At 70.4% G+C, this 20,110-nt stretch carries 12 protein-coding genes and 1 pseudogene; 3 read left to right on the top strand and 10 right to left on the bottom strand.

What is annotated here, in order from left to right; genetic code table 11:
- Window positions 1-501 precede the first annotated feature (501 nt).
- Window positions 502-5,427: an NAD-glutamate dehydrogenase gene (locus tag ACFRFC_RS04145; RefSeq protein WP_382681175.1), complete on the top strand. Its 4,926-nt coding sequence runs from the start codon at window positions 502-504 to the stop codon at window positions 5,425-5,427.
- A 548-nt stretch (window positions 5,428-5,975) separates the two neighbouring features.
- Here the strand turns inward: ACFRFC_RS04145 and ACFRFC_RS04140 are convergent.
- Window positions 5,976-6,842 (bottom strand): annotated as a pseudogene (locus tag ACFRFC_RS04140) (ABC transporter ATP-binding protein); the annotation flags it as partial.
- Window positions 6,835-7,803: an ABC transporter permease gene (locus ACFRFC_RS04135; protein ID WP_382681177.1), complete on the bottom strand. Its 969-nt coding sequence runs from the start codon at window positions 7,801-7,803 to the stop codon at window positions 6,835-6,837. The gene ACFRFC_RS04135 and the pseudogene ACFRFC_RS04140, both read right to left, overlap by 8 nt.
- Before the next feature lie 265 nt (window positions 7,804-8,068).
- On the opposite strand from ACFRFC_RS04135, the gene ACFRFC_RS04130 reads away from it, so the two are divergent.
- Window positions 8,069-8,695 carry a TetR/AcrR family transcriptional regulator gene (locus tag ACFRFC_RS04130; protein ID WP_382681180.1) on the top strand — a complete coding sequence of 209 codons (627 nt, stop codon included), beginning with the start codon at window positions 8,069-8,071 and terminating at the stop codon, window positions 8,693-8,695.
- A gap of 149 nt (window positions 8,696-8,844) precedes the next feature.
- Here the strand turns inward: ACFRFC_RS04130 and ACFRFC_RS04125 are convergent, their stop codons facing one another.
- From ACFRFC_RS04125 to ACFRFC_RS04115, 3 genes are all read right to left on the bottom strand, one after another.
- Window positions 8,845-9,753, bottom strand: a complete 909-nt coding sequence (locus ACFRFC_RS04125) for an ADP-ribosylglycohydrolase family protein (RefSeq protein WP_382681182.1) — start codon at window positions 9,751-9,753, stop codon at window positions 8,845-8,847.
- A gap of 193 nt (window positions 9,754-9,946) precedes the next feature.
- Window positions 9,947-10,927 (bottom strand): UDP-glucose 4-epimerase GalE, encoded by a 981-nt coding sequence (gene galE / locus ACFRFC_RS04120; RefSeq protein WP_382681185.1) that lies wholly within the window; start codon window positions 10,925-10,927, stop codon window positions 9,947-9,949.
- 164 nt (window positions 10,928-11,091) lie between these two features.
- On the bottom strand, window positions 11,092-11,589 hold the full coding sequence (locus ACFRFC_RS04115) for a MarR family winged helix-turn-helix transcriptional regulator (protein ID WP_382681187.1): 498 nt from the start codon (window positions 11,587-11,589) through the stop codon (window positions 11,092-11,094).
- A 137-nt stretch (window positions 11,590-11,726) separates the two neighbouring features.
- On the opposite strand from ACFRFC_RS04115, the gene ACFRFC_RS04110 reads away from it, so the two are divergent.
- Window positions 11,727-12,140, top strand: a complete 414-nt coding sequence (locus ACFRFC_RS04110) for an organic hydroperoxide resistance protein (RefSeq protein ID WP_382681189.1) — start codon at window positions 11,727-11,729, stop codon at window positions 12,138-12,140.
- A 34-nt stretch (window positions 12,141-12,174) separates the two neighbouring features.
- Here ACFRFC_RS04110 and ACFRFC_RS04105 read toward each other — a convergent pair whose 3' ends face one another.
- The 5 genes from ACFRFC_RS04105 to ACFRFC_RS04085 form a co-directional block, all read right to left on the bottom strand.
- Window positions 12,175-13,713, bottom strand: a complete 1,539-nt coding sequence (locus ACFRFC_RS04105) for a hypothetical protein (protein ID WP_382681192.1) — start codon at window positions 13,711-13,713, stop codon at window positions 12,175-12,177.
- Window positions 13,714-13,944: 231 nt separating this feature from the next.
- Window positions 13,945-16,167, bottom strand: a complete 2,223-nt coding sequence (locus ACFRFC_RS04100) for a CDP-glycerol glycerophosphotransferase family protein (protein ID WP_382681194.1) — start codon at window positions 16,165-16,167, stop codon at window positions 13,945-13,947.
- A 265-nt stretch (window positions 16,168-16,432) separates the two neighbouring features.
- A complete protein-coding gene (locus ACFRFC_RS04095) occupies window positions 16,433-17,338 on the bottom strand; it encodes a carbohydrate ABC transporter permease (protein WP_382681196.1) in 906 nt (301 codons plus the stop codon).
- A complete protein-coding gene (locus ACFRFC_RS04090; protein WP_382681199.1) occupies window positions 17,335-18,624 on the bottom strand; it encodes a carbohydrate ABC transporter permease in 1,290 nt (429 codons plus the stop codon). The genes ACFRFC_RS04095 and ACFRFC_RS04090 overlap by 4 nt, the downstream gene beginning before the upstream one ends.
- Before the next feature lie 69 nt (window positions 18,625-18,693).
- Complete coding sequence (locus tag ACFRFC_RS04085) at window positions 18,694-20,091, bottom strand: ABC transporter substrate-binding protein (RefSeq protein WP_382682050.1); 1,398 nt, start codon at window positions 20,089-20,091, stop codon at window positions 18,694-18,696.
- Window positions 20,092-20,110: the final 19 nt, after the last annotated feature.

Below are 20,110 nucleotides of genomic sequence, written 5' to 3'. Positions count from 1 at the left end.
CCTTTCTACGCCGATCGCCGTACGGCGGCCACGCTCACACGGGATGCGTACTCCACATCTGTGCAGAACGTCAAAGTTCTGGCTGTGGTTTTGTACACATACGGCTCATGACGAGGGGCCGGTGGGGAGAGATAGCCTGGGTGGCGTGATCAGCGCGATAGTTCGCGGGGGCCATCGTGCCTCCGCTCTGCGCCCGAGGTGCACGGACGACATCCGTGCTCGGGCGGCGGTCGCTGGTCCTCGCGGGCGCTTCGGAGCGCCCCGTATCTCCCGGGACATATCCCCGGAGGTACCCAGGGCCGTGGTGTTGCCGAGAGCAGCGTCACATCCCTCGGGCGCGTCGGGAATGGCTGATATCCCCCCGCCCCTCTCCCCTGGCGGCATAGCGTCGGAAAAGACCGGACACCCCGCGTCTCGGCGTGACCCCGCAAGGGTGGAGACCGTACTTCCACGTACTTTCTTCTACGTCACGCAACGGCGCGCGACAGGAGCCAGAGGACAATGCAGACCAAGCTGGACGAAGCCAAGGCCGAGCTGCTCGATCGGGCTGCCCGGGTAGCTGAGAACAGCCCGGTCGGGGGGCACCTACCGACTGGGACGACGGATCGCGGTACCCCTGACCGGGCGGCCGTGCTCGCGTTCCTCCAGCGCTACTACTTGCACACCGCCCCGGAGGATCTCGCCGACCGCGACCCGGTCGACATCTTCGGAGCCGCCTACTCACACTGCCGGCTGGCCGAAAACCGCCCGCAGGGCACGGCCAACGTGCGGGTGCACACCCCGACCGTCGAGGAGAACGGGTGGACGTGCAGTCACTCCGTCGTGGAAGTCGTGACGGACGACATGCCCTTCCTCGTCGACTCCGTCACCAATGAGCTGACCCGCCAGGGACGCGGCATCCATGTCGTCATCCACCCGCAGGTCGTGGTGCGGCGCGATGTCACCGGCAAGCTCATCGAGGTGCTCACCGGCCCACCCGGCGGTGATCTTCCGCATGACGCGCACATCGAGTCCTGGATCCATGTCGAGACGGACCGGGAGACCGACCGCGCCGACCTCAAGCAGATCACCACGGATCTGCTGCGGGTGCTCTCCGATGTCCGCGAGGCCGTCGAGGACTGGGGCAAGATGCGGGACGCGGCCGTGCGGCTCGCGGAGGAGCTGCCCGCGGAACCCGCGCCCGCCGATCTGAGCGACGACGAGACCGAGGAGGCCCGCGAGCTGCTGCGCTGGCTCGCCGCCGACCATTTCACCTTCCTCGGCTACCGCGAGTACGAGCTGCGTGACGACGACTCGCTCGCCGCCGTCGCCGGCACCGGCCTCGGCATTCTGCGCGCCGATCCGCACCACTCCGGTGAGGAGGCGCACCCGGTCAGCCCGTCCTTCGAGCGGCTGCCCGCCGACGCCCGCGCCAAGGCCCGGGAGCACAAGCTCCTCGTCCTGACCAAGGCCAACAGCCGGTCCACCGTCCACCGGCCCTCCTACCTCGACTACATCGGCGTCAAGAAGTTCGACAAGGACGGGAACGTCGTGGGGGAACGCCGGTTCCTCGGCCTGTTCTCCTCCGCCGCCTACACCGAGTCCGTGCGGCGCGTCCCCGTGATCCGGCGCAAGGTCCAGGCGGTCCTCAAGCGCGCCGGCTTCTCGCCCAACAGCCATGACGGGCGCGATCTGCTCCAGATCATGGAGACGTACCCGCGCGACGAGCTGTTCCAGACGCCGGTCGACGAGCTCCAGACCATCGTCACCTCCGTGCTCTACCTCCAGGAGCGCCGGCGACTGCGGCTCTACCTGCGCCAGGACGAGTACGGGCGCTACTACTCGGCCCTCGTCTACCTCCCGCGCGACCGCTACACCACCGGCGTACGGCTGCGGATCATCGACATCCTCAAGGAGGAGCTGGACGGCACCAGCGTCGACTTCACCGCCTGGAACACCGAGTCGATCCTGTCCCGGCTGCACTTCGTGGTCCGGGTCCCGCAGGGCACCGACCTGCCCGAGCTGTCCTACAGCGACCGGGAGCGGATCGAGGCCCGCCTGGTGGAGGCCGCGCGCTCCTGGGCGGACGGCTTCGCGGAGGCGCTGAACGCCGAGTGCGGCGAGGAGCGCGCCGCCGAACTGCTGCGCAAGTACGGCAACTCCATCCCCGAGGGGTACAAGGCCGACCACACCCCGCGCGCGGCCGTCGCCGACCTGGTGAACGTGGAGCGGCTCACCGAGGAGCAGAACTTCGCCCTCAGCCTCTACGAGCCGGTGGGCGCCGCCCCCGAGGAGCGCCGCTTCAAGATCTACCGCAAGGGCGACGCGATCTCCCTGTCCGCGGTGCTGCCGGTCCTCAACCGCCTCGGCGTCGAGGTGGTGGACGAACGCCCGTACGAACTGCGCTGCGCCGACCGCAGCGTGGCCTGGATCTACGACTTCGGGCTGCGCCTGCCGAAGTTCAAGAACGGCGAGCTCCTCGGCGACGACGCGCGCGAGCGGGTCCAGGAGGCGTTCGCCGCGAGCTGGACCGGCAAGGCGGAGAACGACGGCTTCAACGCGCTGGTGCTCAGCGCCGGGCTGAGCTGGCGCCAGGCCATGGTGCTGCGGGCGTACGCGAAGTATCTGCGCCAGGCGGGCTCCACGTTCAGCCAGGACTACATGGAGGACACCCTCCGTAACAATGTCCACACCACCCGGCTGCTCGTCTCCCTGTTCGAGGCGCGGATGTCGCCGGACCGCCAGCGCGCCGGCCGCGAGATCGTGGACGCGCTGCTGGAGGAGCTGGACGCGGCGCTCGACCAGGTCGCGAGCCTGGACGAGGACCGCATCCTGCGGGCCTTCCTCACCGTCATCAAGGCCACCCTGCGCACCAACTTCTTCCAGGAGGCCGTCGGCGGCCGGGCGCATGACTACGTGTCCATGAAGTTCGACCCGCAGGCCATCCCGGATCTGCCCGCGCCCCGCCCGGCGTTCGAGATCTGGGTCTACTCCCCGCGCGTCGAGGGCGTGCACCTGCGGTTCGGCAAGGTCGCGCGCGGCGGGCTGCGCTGGTCGGACCGGCGCGAGGACTTCCGTACGGAGATCCTCGGACTGGTCAAGGCGCAGATGGTGAAGAACACCGTCATCGTGCCGGTCGGCGCCAAGGGCGGCTTCGTCGCCAAGCAGCTGCCCGATCCGTCCGTGGACCGGGACGCGTGGCTCGCCGAGGGCATCGCCAGCTACAAGACCTTCATCTCGGCGCTGCTCGACATCACCGACAACATGGTGGCCGGCGAGGTCGTCCCGCCCATCGACGTCGTACGGCACGACGAGGACGACACGTACCTCGTGGTGGCCGCCGACAAGGGCACCGCGACCTTCTCCGACATCGCCAACGACGTCGCCGGCAGCTACAACTTCTGGCTCGGTGACGCCTTCGCCTCCGGCGGCAGCGCCGGGTACGACCACAAGGGCATGGGCATCACCGCGCGCGGCGCCTGGGAGTCCGTCAAGCGGCACTTCCGCGAGCTGGGTGTGGACACGCAGAGCGAGGACTTCACGGTCGTCGGCGTCGGCGACATGTCCGGCGACGTCTTCGGCAACGGCATGCTGCTCAGCGAGCACATCCGGCTGGTCGCCGCCTTCGACCACCGGCACATCTTCATCGACCCGCACCCGGACGCGGCCGTCTCCTACGCCGAGCGCCGCCGGCTGTTCGAGCTGCCCCGCTCCAGCTGGGCCGACTACGACACGCAGTTGCTCTCGGCGGGCGGCGGCGTCTTCCCGCGCAGCGCCAAGGCCATCCCGATCAACGCGCACATCCGCGAGGCCCTCGGCATCGAGGGGAAGATCGCCAAGGTCACCCCGGCCGATCTGATGAAGGCGATCCTCAAGGCCCCGGTGGACCTCCTGTGGAACGGCGGCATCGGTACGTACGTCAAGGCCACCACCGAGTCGCACGCCGACGTCGGCGACAAGGCCAACGACGCCATCCGGGTCGACGGTGAGGATCTGCGGGTCAGCGTGGTCGGTGAGGGCGGCAACCTGGGCCTGACCCAGCTCGGCCGGATCGAGTTCGCCCGCAACGGCGGCAAGATCAACACCGATGCGATCGACAACAGCGCGGGCGTGGACACCTCCGACCACGAGGTGAACATCAAGATCCTGCTCAACGGCCTGGTCACCGACGGCGACATGACCGTCAAGCAGCGCAACAAGCTGCTCGCCACGATGACCGACGAGGTCGGCCGACTGGTGCTGCGCAACAACTACGCGCAGAACACCGCCATCGCCAACGCCCTCGCCCAGTCCAAGGACATGCTCAACGCCCAGCAGCGCTTCATGCGCCACCTGGTGCGCGAGGGGCACCTCGACCGGGCGCTGGAGTTCCTGCCGACCGACCGCCAGATCCGCGAGCGCCTCACCTCCGGCCAGGGCCTGACCAGCCCGGAGACGGCCGTGCTGATGGCGTACACGAAGATCACGGTCGCCGAGGAGCTGCTGCACACCTCGCTGCCCGACGACCCCTATCTGAGCGGGCTGCTCTACGCGTACTTCCCGAGCGCGCTGCGCGAGAAGTTCCCGGAGCACATCGACAACCACCCGCTGCGCCGCGAGATCACCACGACCGTGCTGGTCAACGACACGGTCAACACGGGCGGTACAACGTATCTGCACCGGCTGCGCGAGGAGACCGGCGCCTCGCTGGAGGAGATCGTGCGGGCGCAGACCGCGGCGCGCGCGATCTTCCGTTCCGCTCCGGTGTGGGACGCCGTGGAGGGCCTCGACAACCAGGTCGCGGCCGAGGTCCAGACCCGGATCCGGCTGCACTCGCGACGGCTCGTCGAGCGCGGCACGCGCTGGCTGCTCAACAACCGGCCGCAGCCGCTGGAGCTGGCCGAGACGGTCGAGTTCTTCGTCGAGCGGGTCGAGCAGGTCTGGCAGCAGCTGCCGAAGCTGATGCGCGGCGCGGACCTGGAGTGGTGGCAGCAGATCCACGACGAGCTGACCGGCGCCGGCGTCCCCGACGAGGTGGCCTCCCGGGTCGCCGGGTTCTCCTCCGCCTTCCCGGCGCTCGACATCGTGTCGGTGGCCGACCGCACGGGCAAGGACCCGCTGGCCGTCGCCGAGGTGTACTACGACCTCGCCGACCGGCTGCGGATCACCCGCCTCATGGACCGGATCATCGAACTGCCCCGCGCGGACCGCTGGCAGTCCATGGCCCGCGCCGCCATCCGCGAGGACCTGTACGCGGCCCACGCGGCCGTCGCCGCGGATGTCCTCGCGGTCGGCAATGGTTCCTCGACGCCCGAGCAGCGGTTCAAGCTCTGGGAGCAGAAGAACCTGGCGATTCTGGGGCGGGCGCGGTCGACGCTGGAGGAGATCCAGTCGTCGGACACGTTCGATCTGGCGAATCTGTCGGTGGCGATGCGGACGATGCGGACGTTGTTGCGGACGCATTCTTGAGGTGGGGTTGGGTTCACGGGGTGGCCCCTCGTGTGCGTGCCGGGGCGGTGGGCTCCGCGGATGCCGGTGGGGGCTGACGTGAGGGTCTGACGCGCGGGTCTGACGTGGTGGCCTGACGTGGTGGCCTGACGTGGTGGTACGACGGTGAAGGCGCCCCGGGCTGGTTGGCTCGGGGCGCCTTTGTTTGTGTGGGGGGTGTGCTTGGCTGACTGGGTTGGGGGTGGGGCTCAGGAGGGCTGGGGGACCTTGGGGTCGGCCGGGGCAGTCGGGCCGGCGGCAGGGATGGGCTTGGCCGGGGGGTCGGTCTTTGTAGAGGTGTCGGGCTCGGCGGGGATCTTGGGCTTGGCGAGGGTTTCGGTCTTCGCGGGGGCGGCGGTCTTCGCGGGGGCGTCGGATTTCGCTGGGGTTTCCCCCTTCGCGGGAGCGTCAGGTTTCGCCGGGGTCTCACCCTTCACGGGGGCGTCGGATTTCGCCGGGGTTTCCCCCTTCGCGGGAGTGACCCGCTTCGGGGTGGCTTCCGTGGCCGGGGCGTCGGGCTTCGCCTCCGGTGGGGTCGGCGCCGCCTGCTTGGGCTGCGGTTTCGCCACCGGCTTGGGCTTCGGCTTGGGCGTCTTGTCGCCCGTGAACGCCTCGTACTCCTTCATGACCTCATCGGTCGGGCCGTCCAGGCGTAGTTCGCCGCGCTCCAGCCACAGGACACGTTCGCAGGTGTCGCGGATGGACCGGTTGTTGTGGCTGACCAGGAACACCGTGCCCGCGTGCTTGCGCAGTTCGCGGATGCGGGCCTCGGAGCGCTTCTGGAAGGAGCGGTCGCCGGTGGCCAGGGCCTCGTCGATGAGCAGGACGTCGTGGTCCTTGGCGGCGGCGATGGCGAAACGGAGGCGGGCGCCCATGCCGGAGGAGTATGTGCGCATGGGCAGGGTGATGAAGTCGCCCTTCTCGTTGATGCCGGAGAAGTCGACGATCTCCTGGTAGCGCTCCTTGACCTGCTCGCGGGACATGCCCATGGCGAGGCCGCCGAGGTGGACGTTGCGCTCGCCGGTGAGGTCGCTCATGAGGGCGGCGGAGACACCGAGCAGAGAAGGCTGGCCGTTGGTGTAGATCCGGCCGTTCTCCACGGGGAGCAGTCCGGCGACCGCCTTGAGCAGGGTGGACTTGCCGGAGCCATTGGTGCCGATGAGGCCGACGGCCTCGCCCCGGTAGGCGACGAAGGAGACATCGCGCACCGCGTGCACGGTCCGCACGCCGGACGCCTTCTCGGCCTGCTTGCGGCGCAGGATGCGGTTCAGAGCGGCGGTGGCCGAACCGCGGCCCGCGCCCGTGCCGTTGACCCGGTAGATGATGTCGACGCCGTCGGCCACGACGGTGGGGATGCGCTCGTCGGTGTCGGTGTCGGTGTTCAGGTGATCAGCCACGGCCGTACGTCTCCTCAGCCTTCCAGAAGTAGATGAAGCCGCCGACTCCGGCGAGCAGCGCCCAGCCCGTCGCGATCGCCCATACGTGCGGGGGCAGTTGGCTCGCGTGGAAGCTGTCGATCAGGGCGAAGCGCATCAGGTCGATGTAGATGGCGGCGGGGTTGGCCTGGAGTGCGGTGCCGATCCAGGACGGCAGGCTGTCGTGCTGGGCGAGCAGATGATCGATGCTCCACATGACGCCCGAAACGTACATCCAGGTGCGCAGCACGAACGGCATCAGCTGTGCGATGTCCGGGGTCTTCGCGCCGATCCGGGCCAGGATCATGGAGATCCCGGCGTTGAAGGTGAACTGGAGCACCAGCGCCGGGATCGCCAGCACCCAGGACGCGGCCGGCGGCACGCCGAAAGCGAGCAGGATCACCACGAGCGCGCCCATGGAGAACAGCAACTGCTGCAACTGCTGGAGGCAGAACGAGATCGGCAGCGCGGCGCGCGGGAAGTGCAGGGCGCGGACGAGACCGAGGTTGCCGGAGATCGCGCGTGTGCCCGTGAGGATCGAACTCTGCGTGAATGTCCAGATGAACACGCCCGTGACCAGGAAGGGGATGTAGTCCGGGACGCCCTTCTTGGTCTGGAGCAGGACACCGAAAATGAAGTAGTACACCGCCGCGTTGAGCAGCGGGGTCATGACCTGCCAGAGCTGGCCGAGCTTCGCCTGGCTGTACTGCGCGGTGAGCTTGGCGGTGGAGAAGGCCCGGATGAAGTGGCGGCGGGCCCACAGACCGCGCACATATGCGGACAGCGTGGGGCGGGCGCCGCTGACGGCGAGGCCATGACGCGCGGCGAGCGCCGAGAGGTCGATGTCGGCGGGGGTGGCGGTGACGGCGGGGGTCGCTTTGACGGAGGTGGGGGCCGTGGCGGCCTGTGCCGTCGGGGGCGGTGTGTCGAGGACCTGGCTCACATCCGCTGCTTTCGCTCGGGGGTGGGGGTGCGCGGGCCGGTCCTCGACGTCTCCGTACGCGCGGCGCTCCGGCGCGTACAGGTCGCTCGGGCGCGTGCAGGTCGCTCGGGCGCGTGCGTTCCGCGGACTTCCTCGACGCGCCTTCTCTTACGCGTCTCTTCACGTTCTCTTACGTCGGGACGGGACCGTATCGTCGTAACGCGAGAGTAGGGCCATTCGGCGTCGGGACGCAACCGTATCGTCGTAACGCCCTATGCTGGACGGCATGACCAGCAACGCCGACGGACCACAGTCGCGACCGCGCCGCCGGCCTCCGGCGGGCGCGGCGGTGCTGCGCGAGGACGTGACGGAGGCGATCAGGGCGGCCGTGTTCGAGGAACTCGCGGCCGTCGGCTACGCGCGCATGTCGATCGAGGGCATCGCCCGGCGGGCGGGGGTCGGCAAGACGGCGGTGTACCGGCGGTGGCGTTCCAAGCTGCACCTGGTGCTGGACATCGTCTCGGCGATCGCCGTGCAGGGGCTGCCCGCGCCGGACACCGGCTCCCTGGAGGGCGATCTGCGGCTGCTGTACGAGGTGATGTCCCGTGCGCTGCGGCATCCGATCGCCTCGCAGATCATTCCCGACCTCCAGGCCGAGGCCGCGCGCAATCCCGACATCGCCCAGGCCATGCGGAAGGCGCTGCGGGAGGGGCAGGACGGCGTGGCCAGCACGATCATCGCGGCGGCGGCGAAGCGGGGGGAGTTGCGTGCCGGGTTCGATCACGAGCTGGCGCTCGATCTGATCTCCGGGCCCTTGTACTGGCGGTCCGTGGTGATCCGCAGCCCGAAGCTGCCGAAGGGCTATCTGGGGGCGCTGGCCCGGGGGACGGCGGTGGCGTTGCAGGCGCTGTGAGGCGGTGCCGGTGCCGGTGCTGGTGCGCCTGGGCGGTGGGGGCGTTGTGGGCGTTGGTGACGGTCGGGGTGATCAGGTGATCAGGTGGCGCGTGATCGTTTGCCGGTGCGGGTTGTGTGTGGCTGGGCGCGCAGTTCCCCGCGCCCCCTTCAGGGGCGGTGCCGGGACGCCAGCTCTCTCGCCAAGGTCGTCAGGTCCGGTGCGCGCAGGATTCGGTCGAAGCCTGGCAGGGGGACGTGCAAGGGGGGCGTCCAGCGCGCGGGGATCGCTTCGGCGCCGTACAGCGCGCCGGCCAGAGCGCCTGTCACCGCCGCCACGGTGTCGGTGTCACCGCCCAGGTCGATCGCCGCGCGGAGGGCCTGTTCGTACGAGGACGTGGTCCGTACCGCCCAGACCGCCGAACCGAGACAGGGCCAGACCGCTCCGTTGAACTCCGTGGCGAGATCGGGATGCCAGTCGGGAGCGAGGACGTTGGCATAGCGGGCGCGGTGATCGGGGTGTACGGCGGCCAGGGTCGCCGGGAGCGCGGTGAACGGGTCGGCGTCGGCCAGGGCGAGGCGTATCAACTCATGGAGGATCGCCGTGCCTTCCCAGGCCGCCGGGTCTCCGTGGGTCAGGGCGGACAGGCGGCGGGCGGCGGCCATGGTGGCGTCGCGGCCCTCGGGCGCGAAGTACACGGCCGAGGGGGCGGCCCGCATCAGCGCACCGTTGCCCGCCGCGCGCTGACTGACCCGGAAGTGGGCGCCAGCGGCCGTGTTCCAGGGGTTGCCGCTGGTGAGGACTGCCTCGGTCTGGAGGCCGATGTCCTTCGGTTCGGCCGCCGCCCAGCGCCGGAACCGGCGGAAGACGTCGGGGAGTTCCAGCCCCCCGTGCTCCAGCAGTGACTCCGCGACCAGGACCGCCATCTGGGTGTCGTCCGTCGCCTCTCCCGGGTCCCAGCCACTGCCCCCGCACATCTCCCCGCCGTGCCCGGCGACCGGGAAGCGGGCGCTGAACGCGCCCTCGGGGCCGAACTCGAAAGGGGCGCCCAGGGCGTCGCCGACCGCCGAACCGAGCACGGCTCCCGTGGCGCGGGAGAGGGACGGAGGGGCAGGAGGGGTGGAAGGGGCAGGAGGGGCAGGAGGGCGGGGGCGTCCTGGGGATGACGGTGAGGTCATTCGAGCAGGTTACGGGTGTGCCAGGTGCGCCCGAACGATCAGACCGCAGGGATTGGGGTGCGCCCGAACGATCAGACCCGATCTGATCGTTCGATCAGAGCCGCGCCGCCCCCGGGAACCTCCGAAGCCATCCCTCCCACGCCGAAGTGATCATGTCCTGGACGTCGTGCTTGGCCTTCCAGCCCAGTTCGGCGGTGATGCGGTCGGCGGAGGCCACCACGCGGGCCGGGTCGCCGGGGCGACGGGGGGCGACGGTGGGGGTGCGGTGGTGGCCGGTGATCGCGTTGATGCGGTCGATCATCTCGCGGACGGAGACGCCCTCGCCGCGGCCGATGTTGAGGGTGAGGTCGCGGCCGGGGGAGGCGGCCAGCGCGCGGGCGGTGGCCACATGGGCGTCGGCCAGATCGGCGACGTGGATGTAGTCCCGTACACAGGTGCCGTCGGGGGTCGGGTAGTCGTCGCCGAAGATCTGTGCGGGCGCGTCCTCGGTCAGCTTCTCGAAGACCATCGGGACGATGTTGTGGACGCCCAGGTCGGCCAGTTCGGGGCGGGCCGCGCCGGCCACGTTGAAGTAGCGCAGCGAGGCCGTGGCCAGGCCCGTTGTCCGGCCGGTCGCGCGGACCAGCCACTCGCCCGCCAGCTTTGTCTCGCCGTACGGGGACAGGGGCGCGCAGGGTGTCGCCTCCGTCACGAGTTCGACGTCGGGCATGCCGTAGACGGCCGCGGAGGAGGAGAACACGAAGGACGTCACCCCGGCCGCCGTCACCGCCTCCAGCAGCACCCGCAGGCCCTCGACGTTCTCCCGGTAGTAGTGCAGCGGCATGTCCACCGACTCGCCGACCCGCTTCTTCCCCGCCAGATGGACGACACCGGTGATCCCGTGCCCGGCGATCACTTTGCTGAGCCGGACCCCGTCCAGGACCGTACCGACCTCCAGGGGTACGTCGTCCGGCAGCCGCTCGGCGATGCCGGTGGACAGGTCGTCGTACACCACCGTCCGCTCGCCCGCCTCGGTCAGCGCGCGAACCACGTGCGCCCCGATGTATCCGGCGCCGCCGGTGATCAGCCAGGTCATCTGCCGCGATCCCCTCGTCAGTCGGTCTCGCCACACAGTGAAGCAGGCGGCGGACGGCCGTGCGCCGGGGACGTGGCGCGAAGACGTCGGGCGGAGGTCGGGACGGAAGTGGGCGCACCGGTCATGGCTCGCTCCGTGATCGATCGATCACGTCTTGGTCGTTCTCAGTCCGTCACCGCCGCGTCCAGCCGGGCCGTCAGGTCGTCCAGCCTGGCCTTCAGGTCGCGGATCTCGGCGATGTCGCAGCCGGTGGCGGTGGCGATCCGGCGCGGCACGTCCAGTGCGCGTTCGCGCAGGGCCTGGCCCTGCTCCGTCAGTCGAACCTCCACCGAACGCTCGTCCCGGGCGCTGCGCTCCCGGTGGACCAGACCGGCTGCCTCCAGGCGCTTGAGCAGGGGGGAGAGGGTGCCGGAGTCCAGGCGCAGATGTTCGCCGAGCTGTTTGACGGGAAGCTCGCCGTGCTCCCAGAGGACGAGCAGCACCAGGTACTGGGGGTAGGTGAGGCCGAGGTCCTTGAGGATCACGCGATAGAGGCCGTTGAACGCGCGCGAGGCCGCGTGCAGGGAGAAACAGACCTGGCGTTCGAGCAGGAGCAGATTCTGGTCGGGCCCATCGGTCACTGGCGTGGTGGTGGCTGGGGGCGGCGTCGACGTCGGGGTCATACGGCCAGCATACCTCTCGCCCATCATTGAGTTGCGGACAATTTAATTGTGTGCTTGGGTTATTCCTGTCGGTGGCCGAGCAGGTCGCCCGGTGCCGAACCCGGCATCGCACAGACTCCGAGAGGGATGGTTCATCCATGGACGCGCTCTACACCGCCGTCGCCACCGCCACCCACGGCCGCGACGGTCGGGCCGTCAGCTCCGACGGCAAGGTCGACGTCAAGCTGGCCCCGCCCGTCGAGCTGGGCGGTGACGGCCAGGGCACCAACCCCGAGCAGCTCTTCGCCGCCGGATACGCCGCCTGTTTCGGCAGCGCCCTCGGCGCGGTCGGCCGCCAGGCCAAGGTCGACGTCAGCGACGCCGCCGTCACCGCCGAGGTCGGCATCGGCAAGCAGGGTGAGGGCTTCGCCCTCAAGGTGACGCTCCGCATCGAGCTGCCCGACACCGTGGACGAGGCCACCGGCCGCAAGCTGGTCGAGACCGCCCACCAGGTGTGCCCGTACTCCAACGCCACCCGCGGCAACATCCCGGTCGAACTGGTCGTCGAGTAACCCGGACTGGGCAGGCGCCCCCGCCGAGCCGGCCTCAGCGCACCCGGGCCAGCACCTCTCCCGTCCGCTCGCTCCACGCCACCACCACCGCACCCTCCGGCACCGTGCGCCACCGCGTCAGCAGCACCCAGCGCACATTCCGCCGGTGCACGACGGCGGCGCGCTCGGCGCGGGTCGAGCCGGGGGAGAGGTACGTACGAACATCCGCCAGCCGATCGTTTCGCGCGGCCTCGTCCAAGGCCGGGTCCGGTACGGCCGGAGCGGCCACATCGACCCCGTACCCGGCCAGACCATGCACGGTGTCGCGCCCCTCGGCGAGGGCCACCTCACCGCGCCCGATGTGCGCCGCCGCCCACGCGTACGACACACCGCGCGGCGGCTGCGCAGAATCGATCTGATCGAACGATCGCGGCATCAGCGCCCCACCCTGAGCCGTGAGCAATCCCGCGCACGCCCCGCCCGCCGCCACCGCCCCCAGCGCCCGCCGCCAGGACGGCCAGGGCCGGGGCGCCGCGAGCTCCACCGCGAGCGCGGTCTGCGGCGCCACCAGGGCGAGGGCGAGCACTCCGCCGCCGACCGGAGCACGGCCCAGCAGGCCGTACGCGACCACCGCGCACCCCGCCACCGCCATCAGCACCAGCGGATCCCGCCACGACCCGCGCCGCGCTCGCAGCCACACCGCGGGCAACCCGGTCAGCAGCGCCAGCCAGCACACGCCGAGCAGATCCCCGGCGAACCGATCAACGCCGGCGTGATCGAAACCGTCGGCGAACGCGTCGTAGTAAGGCCAGCTCCAGATCACCACCCCCGCGCTCGCCACCGCCCATCCCCAGCACGGGAGCGCGCGGGCCCGTCCTCCCGCGATCAGTGCGACCGCCCCGACCCCGGCCCCGGCGCCGATCACGGGGTCGATCAGCACGATCGTGCCGTACAGCACGCCCAGAGTCGCGTATCCGAACGGACCGGGCAGCCCGCTCGGTCCGACGAACCGCACCCGCGCGGCGTTCCGCGCCCGCGTCGCCGTCAGCGCCCAGGCCCAGAACGTCAGCCCGATCGCGCACACCGACGGGTCCCCCAGACCACCGGTCAGCGGCAGCAGAGCGGGCGATCCACTGCCCGGCACCGGCTCGGTGCCCCACAGCAGCGTGGCCGTGGCGAGCGCGAGGACGGGAGCCCAGAGGCGCGTAGTCAGCATCCGCACGAAACGGCCCAGGCCCGTCAGCAGCACCAGCAGATTCACCGGCCCGGCCAGCCGTACGACCTCCCAGCCGCCCAGTCCGGTCAGGCGCGCGAAAACCCCTTGCGCGACCGTGTACGGCGAGTAGAAGAGGCTGCCCTCGCCCGGCAGCGCGGCCGTGGGGTGGCGCGGGTGCAGCAGATCAGCCGTGAGGCGTTCGACGACCGCCGCGTCCAGCCCGGCGTCGCAGCACAGCGGGATCCGCCAGAACGCCAGCGACACCACCAGCCAGAAGAGCAGTCCGCACACCTGGTACGGCGTCGGGCGCCGAGGACACCCACCGCGCAGGGCGGTCGCGCCGCGCACGGATCGCCTGGCGAGGACGCGGGCGTTCACCGGGCGGCCGGGGCGAGCGACGGAGGCGGGGGCACTGGCCCTACCTTCCCGCCGGGCCCTGGGACCGATCCCGTGTCACCGCAATGGACGAGCCCGTTCGGGAGGGCCGGCGGCGTCTTTGCCCGTGCGCCGACGGCCGGGGCGTCCGGCCGGTCGCCAGGTGGACGGTCGGCTCGGCGTGGGCCGCGAAGTACTCATACGGACTCCCGGAGTGCGTGGGACATCGGCGGTTCAGCGGCTGTCGCCGGCGGCGGTGGTGCTCGCAGCCGAGAGCCGCGCCACGGTGGTCGGCGGGAGCCGGGTGAGCGAGACCGCCGCGGGCACAGGATGCCGGTCCCGCGGCGGCACCACCACCGGCCACCCCGCCGTCTCGCCCGTCTGCCCCAGCACCACCTGCCGTACGACCCGTTCGGCGGCGTGTCCGTCGTCGTACGGGCAGAAACGTTCACGGAACGCCGCGCGCAACTGCGTCGAACGGGAGCCGCACCAGTGGCCGGAGGCGAAGATGTCGATCAGTTCGTCCTCGCCGCGGGCGATCGCGCCCGGCGGGAAGGCGCGCAGATCGAAGTAGGTGCCGCGGGCCGCGTCGTACGCCGCCCAGTCGTCCATGTGGAGCACGATCGGCCGATCGAGTCCCGCATAGTCGAACATCAGCGGCGCGTAGTCGGTGACCAGGGCGTCCGAGGCCAGACACAGGGACTGGATGTTCGGGTGATCACTGACGTCGATCAATCGATCTGGCAATCGGTCACCGAGGCCGTGCGCAGGCATGCGGGCCAGGACGACGAAACGCGGGCCGAGGCGGCGCAGGACGCCCTCCAGGTCCAGCCGCGCGGCCTGGGCGCGGCGGTAGTCGCGGTGGGCGGGCGCGTACAGGAGCGCCACCGCGTCCGCGGGGACGCCGAGCGACTCGCGCAGCCGGGCCACGTCCGCCGAGGCCGTCTGCTGGAAGACGTCGTTGCGTGGTCGGCCGTACTCCAGTGTCCGGTAGCTGCCGGGGAAGACCCGCTCGAAGGTGAGCGTGGAGTGCCGGTTCGCGGAGACGACGTAGTCCCATTGATCGACCGCGCGGAGCAGCTGACCGAAGTCGGTGCCGTGGGCCGCGGCCGGGTGCTCCAGGAGATCCAGGCCGAGATGTCCGAGCGGGGTGCCCTGGCCGGTCTGCACGACGATCTGATCTGATCGTTTGATCAGTCGGGGGTCGAGATCGGTGTTGGTGACGATGTAGGTCGAGCGGGCGAGCGCGCTCCAGTAGGCGGCCGTGTCCGGGGTGAGGCGGCGCGCGCCCGGTGGCACGGTGTGCTGCTGTTCGGGGCGGGCGATCCACGCGGTCCGGATGTGCGGGGCCAGCGAACGGAACGCGGCTTCCAGCGCGCCCGGCTCGCACCCGTACCCCGCCTCCGCGGTGAACACCGCCCGGTCCGCGCGCAGCGGCAGGCGGCGCTGGATGCCGTAGTGCAGCCGCAGGGCACTGGTGCGCAGGGCGCGGGTCAGGCGGGCGGTGAGCCTCGCCGCGCGGCGGGTGCCGTCGGTGATCCGGCGCAGGGTGCGCCGGGTGCGGTGCGCGCCGAGGCGGAGCAGGAGGTGACGAGGGGCGACCCGGGCACCGCGGGCGCGGTGGCGGCGGCAGCAGGCGCGGGCGCGGCGCAGGAAGTCGGTGTGCGCGCGGCGCGGGAGACGGGCGGACTCCGCCGTGAGGTGGGCGAGCATGCGGCGGTACAACGCCGGTCGCCAGGACGAGAGTTCGGGGTGCTGTTCGAGGAACGCGAAGACGCGATCGTACTGATCGAAGATGCTCGTCCGGCCGGGCGTGTCGGCGGGGCGGGGCCGCCTGTGGTGCACGCAGACCTGATCGAGTGTGGCGAGGCTCCCGGCGCTGAGGAGTGTCGCGTACGACCAGACGAAGGGCAGATCGGCGGGCGCGGGACCGGTGAGCGTTTTCGTGAGCGCTTCGCTGAACTCGCGGCGGTACGCCCCGCTCCAGGCCGGTGTTCCGAGCAGTTCGGGGCGGTCGGTGAGCGCGAAGGGCGCCGGGCCGCGCTCACCGAGAACGGAAGGACCCGCGGCCGGGAGCGGCTCGCCCGTGCGGTCGAGACGGGCGTGCGCGTGGATCAGGACGTCCGGCTCGTCGGTCTCCTTCAGCCGGTCGGCGATCGTGCGCAGCGCGTGCGGAGCGAGGGTGTCGGCGCCGTCGAGGAAGAGCAGATAGTCACCGGTCGCCCGCTCCAGGCCGGCGGTACGGGCGCGGCCGGAGTGTTCGGGCAGCCGGACGGCACGCACGCGCGCGTCGCGGGCCGCGAACTCTTCGACGATCTCGCCGCAGACATCCGGCGAACCGTCGTCCACCGCGATCACTTCGAGATCGCTGTACGACTGGGAGAGCACCGACTCCAGGCATTCGTGCAGGTACGCCTGGACCTGGTACGCGGGGACGATGACACTGAACCTGGGCAAGGGGGCATCCATGGGTCGTCGCGGGCGTTCTGCCCGGCAACGGCCCGCGGGGCACGGGAGTTACGCGGAGTACGGCAATCGAGGGACAGGAGCGGGCCGTTTTCGACCCGCCCCAACGACGTTCAGCCGGTGGTCACTTGATCATCGGGCAGGTGATCACTCGGCCCGTGGCCGCTCGGATCGATCACGGCTTCGGTGATCGATCGACCGTCGATCCGGCCGCTCCGCTCCCGAATTCGCCGATCATTCGATCAACTTTCAGTGATCACTTGACCGCGCCCGCCATCACCCCCGACACGAACTGCCGCTGGAACGCGAAGAACACCACCAGCGGGATCACCAGGGAGATGAACGCACCCGGCGCCAGCACATCGATGTTGTTGCCGAACTGCCGCACCTGCGTCTGGAGCGCCACCGTGATCGGCTGGCTGTCGGCGTCCGTGAAGACGAGCGCGACCAGCATGTCGTTCCACACCCACAGGAACTGGAAGATGCCCAGGCTCGCGATCGCCGGCCCGCCGAGCGGCATCACCACGGTGGCGAACAGCCGCAGCTCTCCGGCGCCGTCCAGCCGCGCCGCCTCCAGCAGTTCCTTGGGGATCTCGGCGAAGAAGTTCCGCAGCAGGAACACCGCGAACGGCAGCCCGAAACCGACGTGGAAGAGGATCACGCCCAGGATCGATCCGAACAGACCGATCCCGCCGAAGAGTTCGGCGATCGGGATCAGCGCCACCTGCACCGGCACCACCAGCAGCCCGACCACGGCGAGGAACCACCAGTCGCGGCCGGGGAACTCCATCCAGGCGAACGCGTAGCCCGCGAGCGAACCGATCACCACGACCAGCACGGTCGCCGGGACCGTGATGGTGATGGTGTTCAGCAGTGAGCCGGTGATGTCGTCGTTCCTCAGCAGCGTCTCGTACGACTGGAGGGTGAGCTGGGACGGCTCGGTGAACACGTTCCACCAGCCGTTCGCCGCCATGTCCTGCGGGGAGCGCAGCGAGGACAGCAGCAGCCCGAACGTCGGCACCAGCCAGAACAGACCGACGACGATCAGGAACACCCTGACCACGCCGCCGCTCAGCCGCCCCACGATCCGTGCGCCCAGGGACGGCCGGGCCACCGTCCGCGCGGGTGACGCTTTGTTCACTCGCTCAGACTGAACGGTCATCGCCTGCCCTCCCGCCGCAGCCGCCGGACGTTGAACCACATCACCGGGATCACCAGAAGCAGCAGGAACACCGCGATCGCGCTCGCGATGCCCGGCTGGTCCTCGGAGAAGCCCTTGCGGTACAGCTCCAGCGCGAGCACGTTCGCGTCGTCCTGCGACGAGCCCGGCGCGATGATGAAGACCAGGTCGAACACCTTGAGCACATTGATCATCAGGGTGACGGTCACCACCGCGAGCACCGGCGCGAGCAACGGCACCGTGATCCGCCGGAACACTTGCCACTCATCGGCCCCGTCGACCCGCGCCGCCTCCATCAGTTCGCGCGGCACACTCGCGAGCCCCGCCGCGATCAGCACCATCGCGAAACCGGCCCACATCCAGATGTACGAGCCGATGATCGCCGGGGTGACCAGGGACGGGCCGAGCCAGTCCAGGCCGTTGTACGGCTCCTTGAAGTTGTCGGCGGGCAACCGCAAATGAGCGCCGTCGGCCGCTTCCGGCAGCGTGAACGTGCCGTCGTCGCCGGCCTCGGTGGAGGCCACCACCCGGCCGTCCTTGACCGCCTCGACCGTCATGCCGGCGTAGCCGAGTTCGGCGGGATCGGGGGCGCCCAGGGTGCCGACGCCCTCGCCGCGGGTGAAGTCCTGCCAAGCCGTGCCGGTCACCTTGCCCGGTTCCGCCCGTGCCGTCGCCGCGGGGGCCGCGGCGTCGGGCAGCTGGTCGGGGGCGACTCCGACCAGGGGCAGACTGATCACTTCGCCCGCCCGGACCGGCTCACGCGTGAGGAAAGCGCCCTCGGACGCGGGATCGGCGATCAGCGGCGACTCCCGCCCCGGATGCGCCTTGGGGAACGCCGACGACTCGGCGAACGTGTCGTGCACGCCCACCCAGATCGCGTTCGCCACGCCCTTGTCCGGATCCTGGTCGTACACCAGCCGGAAGATGATCCCCGCCGCGAGCATCGAGATCACCATCGGCATGAAAACGATCAGCTTGAACGCGGTGCCCCAGCGGACGCGTTCGGTCAGCACGGCGAAGACCAGTCCGAGCGCGGTCGCGACCGTCGGTGCGAACACGATCCAGATGATGTTGTTCTTCAGCGCCGTGCGGATGCCGTCGTCCGTGAAGAGCGCCCGGTAGTTGTCGAATCCGGCGAAACCGTCGCCGGACTGGTCGTAGAAGCTGCGGATGACCGAGTACCCGATCGGGTAGACCACGAGCGCCCCGAGCAGCACCACGGCGGGCAGCAGGAACAGCGCCACCACCGTCGTACGGGTCCCGGTCACGCTCTTTCGACCACGGGGAGCGGCAGGAGGCGCGCCGCCCCCCGCCACCGCCGGCGATTTCATCGCCGCTCAGTTCCCGTACGCCTTGGCCGCTTCCGCCTCCAGTTGCTCCTGTGTCCCCGCGATGTCGGTGGGGTCCGTCAGGAAGTCCTGGAGGATCTTCCACTCGCCCTTGCCGGGCGTGCCGCCGAAGGCCTGCGGGGCCTGGTCGGACATGTCGAAGCGGAAGTCGTCACCGGCCGCGACGAGCGCCTCGGCCGTCTTGCGCTGCACGTCGTTCGGGTACGCCGAGGAGTCGACGTTCTTGTTCGGCGACAGATAGCCGCCGAGCTTCGCCTGTACGGTCGCCGCGTCCGGGGAGGCCAGGAAGGTGGCCAGCGCCTGCGCAGCCTCGGAGTCCTCCAGGATCACGGCCGCGTCGCCGCCGGACACCACGGGCGCGGTGTCGCCGACCGCCGGGAACGGGAACACCTTGGCGTCCGTCCCGACCTGAGCGTCCGTCTCCGCGATGTTCACCTGAACAAAATCGCCCTCGAAGACCATGCCGGCCTTCGGTTGATCGCCCCCGGTGAACGTTTGCGTCACGGAGGCCGGGAATTCGGTCTGGAGCGCGCCGTCGGCGCCGCCCGCTATGTAGTCCTCCTTGCCCCAGATCTCGGCGAGCGTGGTCAGCGCGTCGGTGACCGACGGGTCGGTCCACGGGATCTCGTGCGCCGCGAGCTGGTCGTACTTCTGCGGACCGGCCTGCGACAGATAGACGTTCTCGAACCAGTCGGTCAGTGTCCAGCCGTCCGCGCCCGCGACCGAGAACGGGGTGACGCCGGAGTCGTAGACGGTCTGCGCGGCGGTGAGCAGTTCGTCCCAGGTCTGCGGCTCAGTGGCGCCCGCGTTCTCGAAAACCTGGTTGTTGTACCAGATCAGGGATTTGTTGGCCGCCTTGTAGAAGACGCCGTACTGCTCGCCGTCGACCTTGCCGAGGTCCTGCCAGCCCTGGGAGTAGTTCTTGGTGAGCTGCTCCTGGGCCTCCGGTCCGAGGGGCTTGGCCCAGCCCTTCTCCACGGCCTGCTCGATCGCCCCGACCTGCGGCAGCATCGCCACGTCCGGCGGGGCGCCGCCCGCGATCTTCGAGCCGAGGAAGTTGATGATCGGGTCCTGCGCTGGCACGAAGGTGACGGAGGCGCCCGTGCGCTTCTCGAACTCCTCCAGCACCTTCTTGAAGTTGGCCTGCTCGGGGCCGGTCCAGACGGCGGCGACTTCGAGGCTCTGGCCGTCGAGCTGGGGGAGGGTGACGGAGGCTGCCGTCTCCCCGCCGCCGGAGTTCTCGTCGCCGGCCTCCGGGTCGTCGTCGCCACCGCAGGCGGTCAGCGAGAGGGCGAGCGCCGCCGCGAGGGAGGCGGCGCAGAGACGGGCGGCAGTGCGTGTGCGGGACGTCCGTAGGTGGCGGATGGTGTCGCTCCTGCTGTGCATCACGGCCCCGTTCTTCGGA

The organism is Streptomyces sp. NPDC056734 (assembly GCF_042790455.1).
GTDB lineage: Bacteria > Actinomycetota > Actinomycetes > Streptomycetales > Streptomycetaceae > Streptomyces.
This window is presented reverse-complemented; position numbering and strand designations above follow the sequence as displayed.

Bases quoted from the DNA above. Each gene is read 5' to 3' on its own strand.
- galE (WP_382681185.1), bottom strand. From the start codon at position 10,927: ATGACCTGGCTGATCACCGGCGGCGCCGGATACATCGGGGCGCACGTG.
- ACFRFC_RS04145 (WP_382681175.1), top strand. From the start codon at position 502: ATGCAGACCAAGCTGGACGAAGCCAAGGCCGAGCTGCTCGATCGGGCT.
- ACFRFC_RS04130 (WP_382681180.1), top strand. From the start codon at position 8,069: ATGACCAGCAACGCCGACGGACCACAGTCGCGACCGCGCCGCCGGCCT.
- ACFRFC_RS04115 (WP_382681187.1), bottom strand. From the start codon at position 11,589: ATGACCCCGACGTCGACGCCGCCCCCAGCCACCACCACGCCAGTGACC.
- ACFRFC_RS04085 (WP_382682050.1), bottom strand. From the start codon at position 20,091: ATGCACAGCAGGAGCGACACCATCCGCCACCTACGGACGTCCCGCACA.
- ACFRFC_RS04095 (WP_382681196.1), bottom strand. From the start codon at position 17,338: ATGACCGTTCAGTCTGAGCGAGTGAACAAAGCGTCACCCGCGCGGACG.
- ACFRFC_RS04110 (WP_382681189.1), top strand. From the start codon at position 11,727: ATGGACGCGCTCTACACCGCCGTCGCCACCGCCACCCACGGCCGCGAC.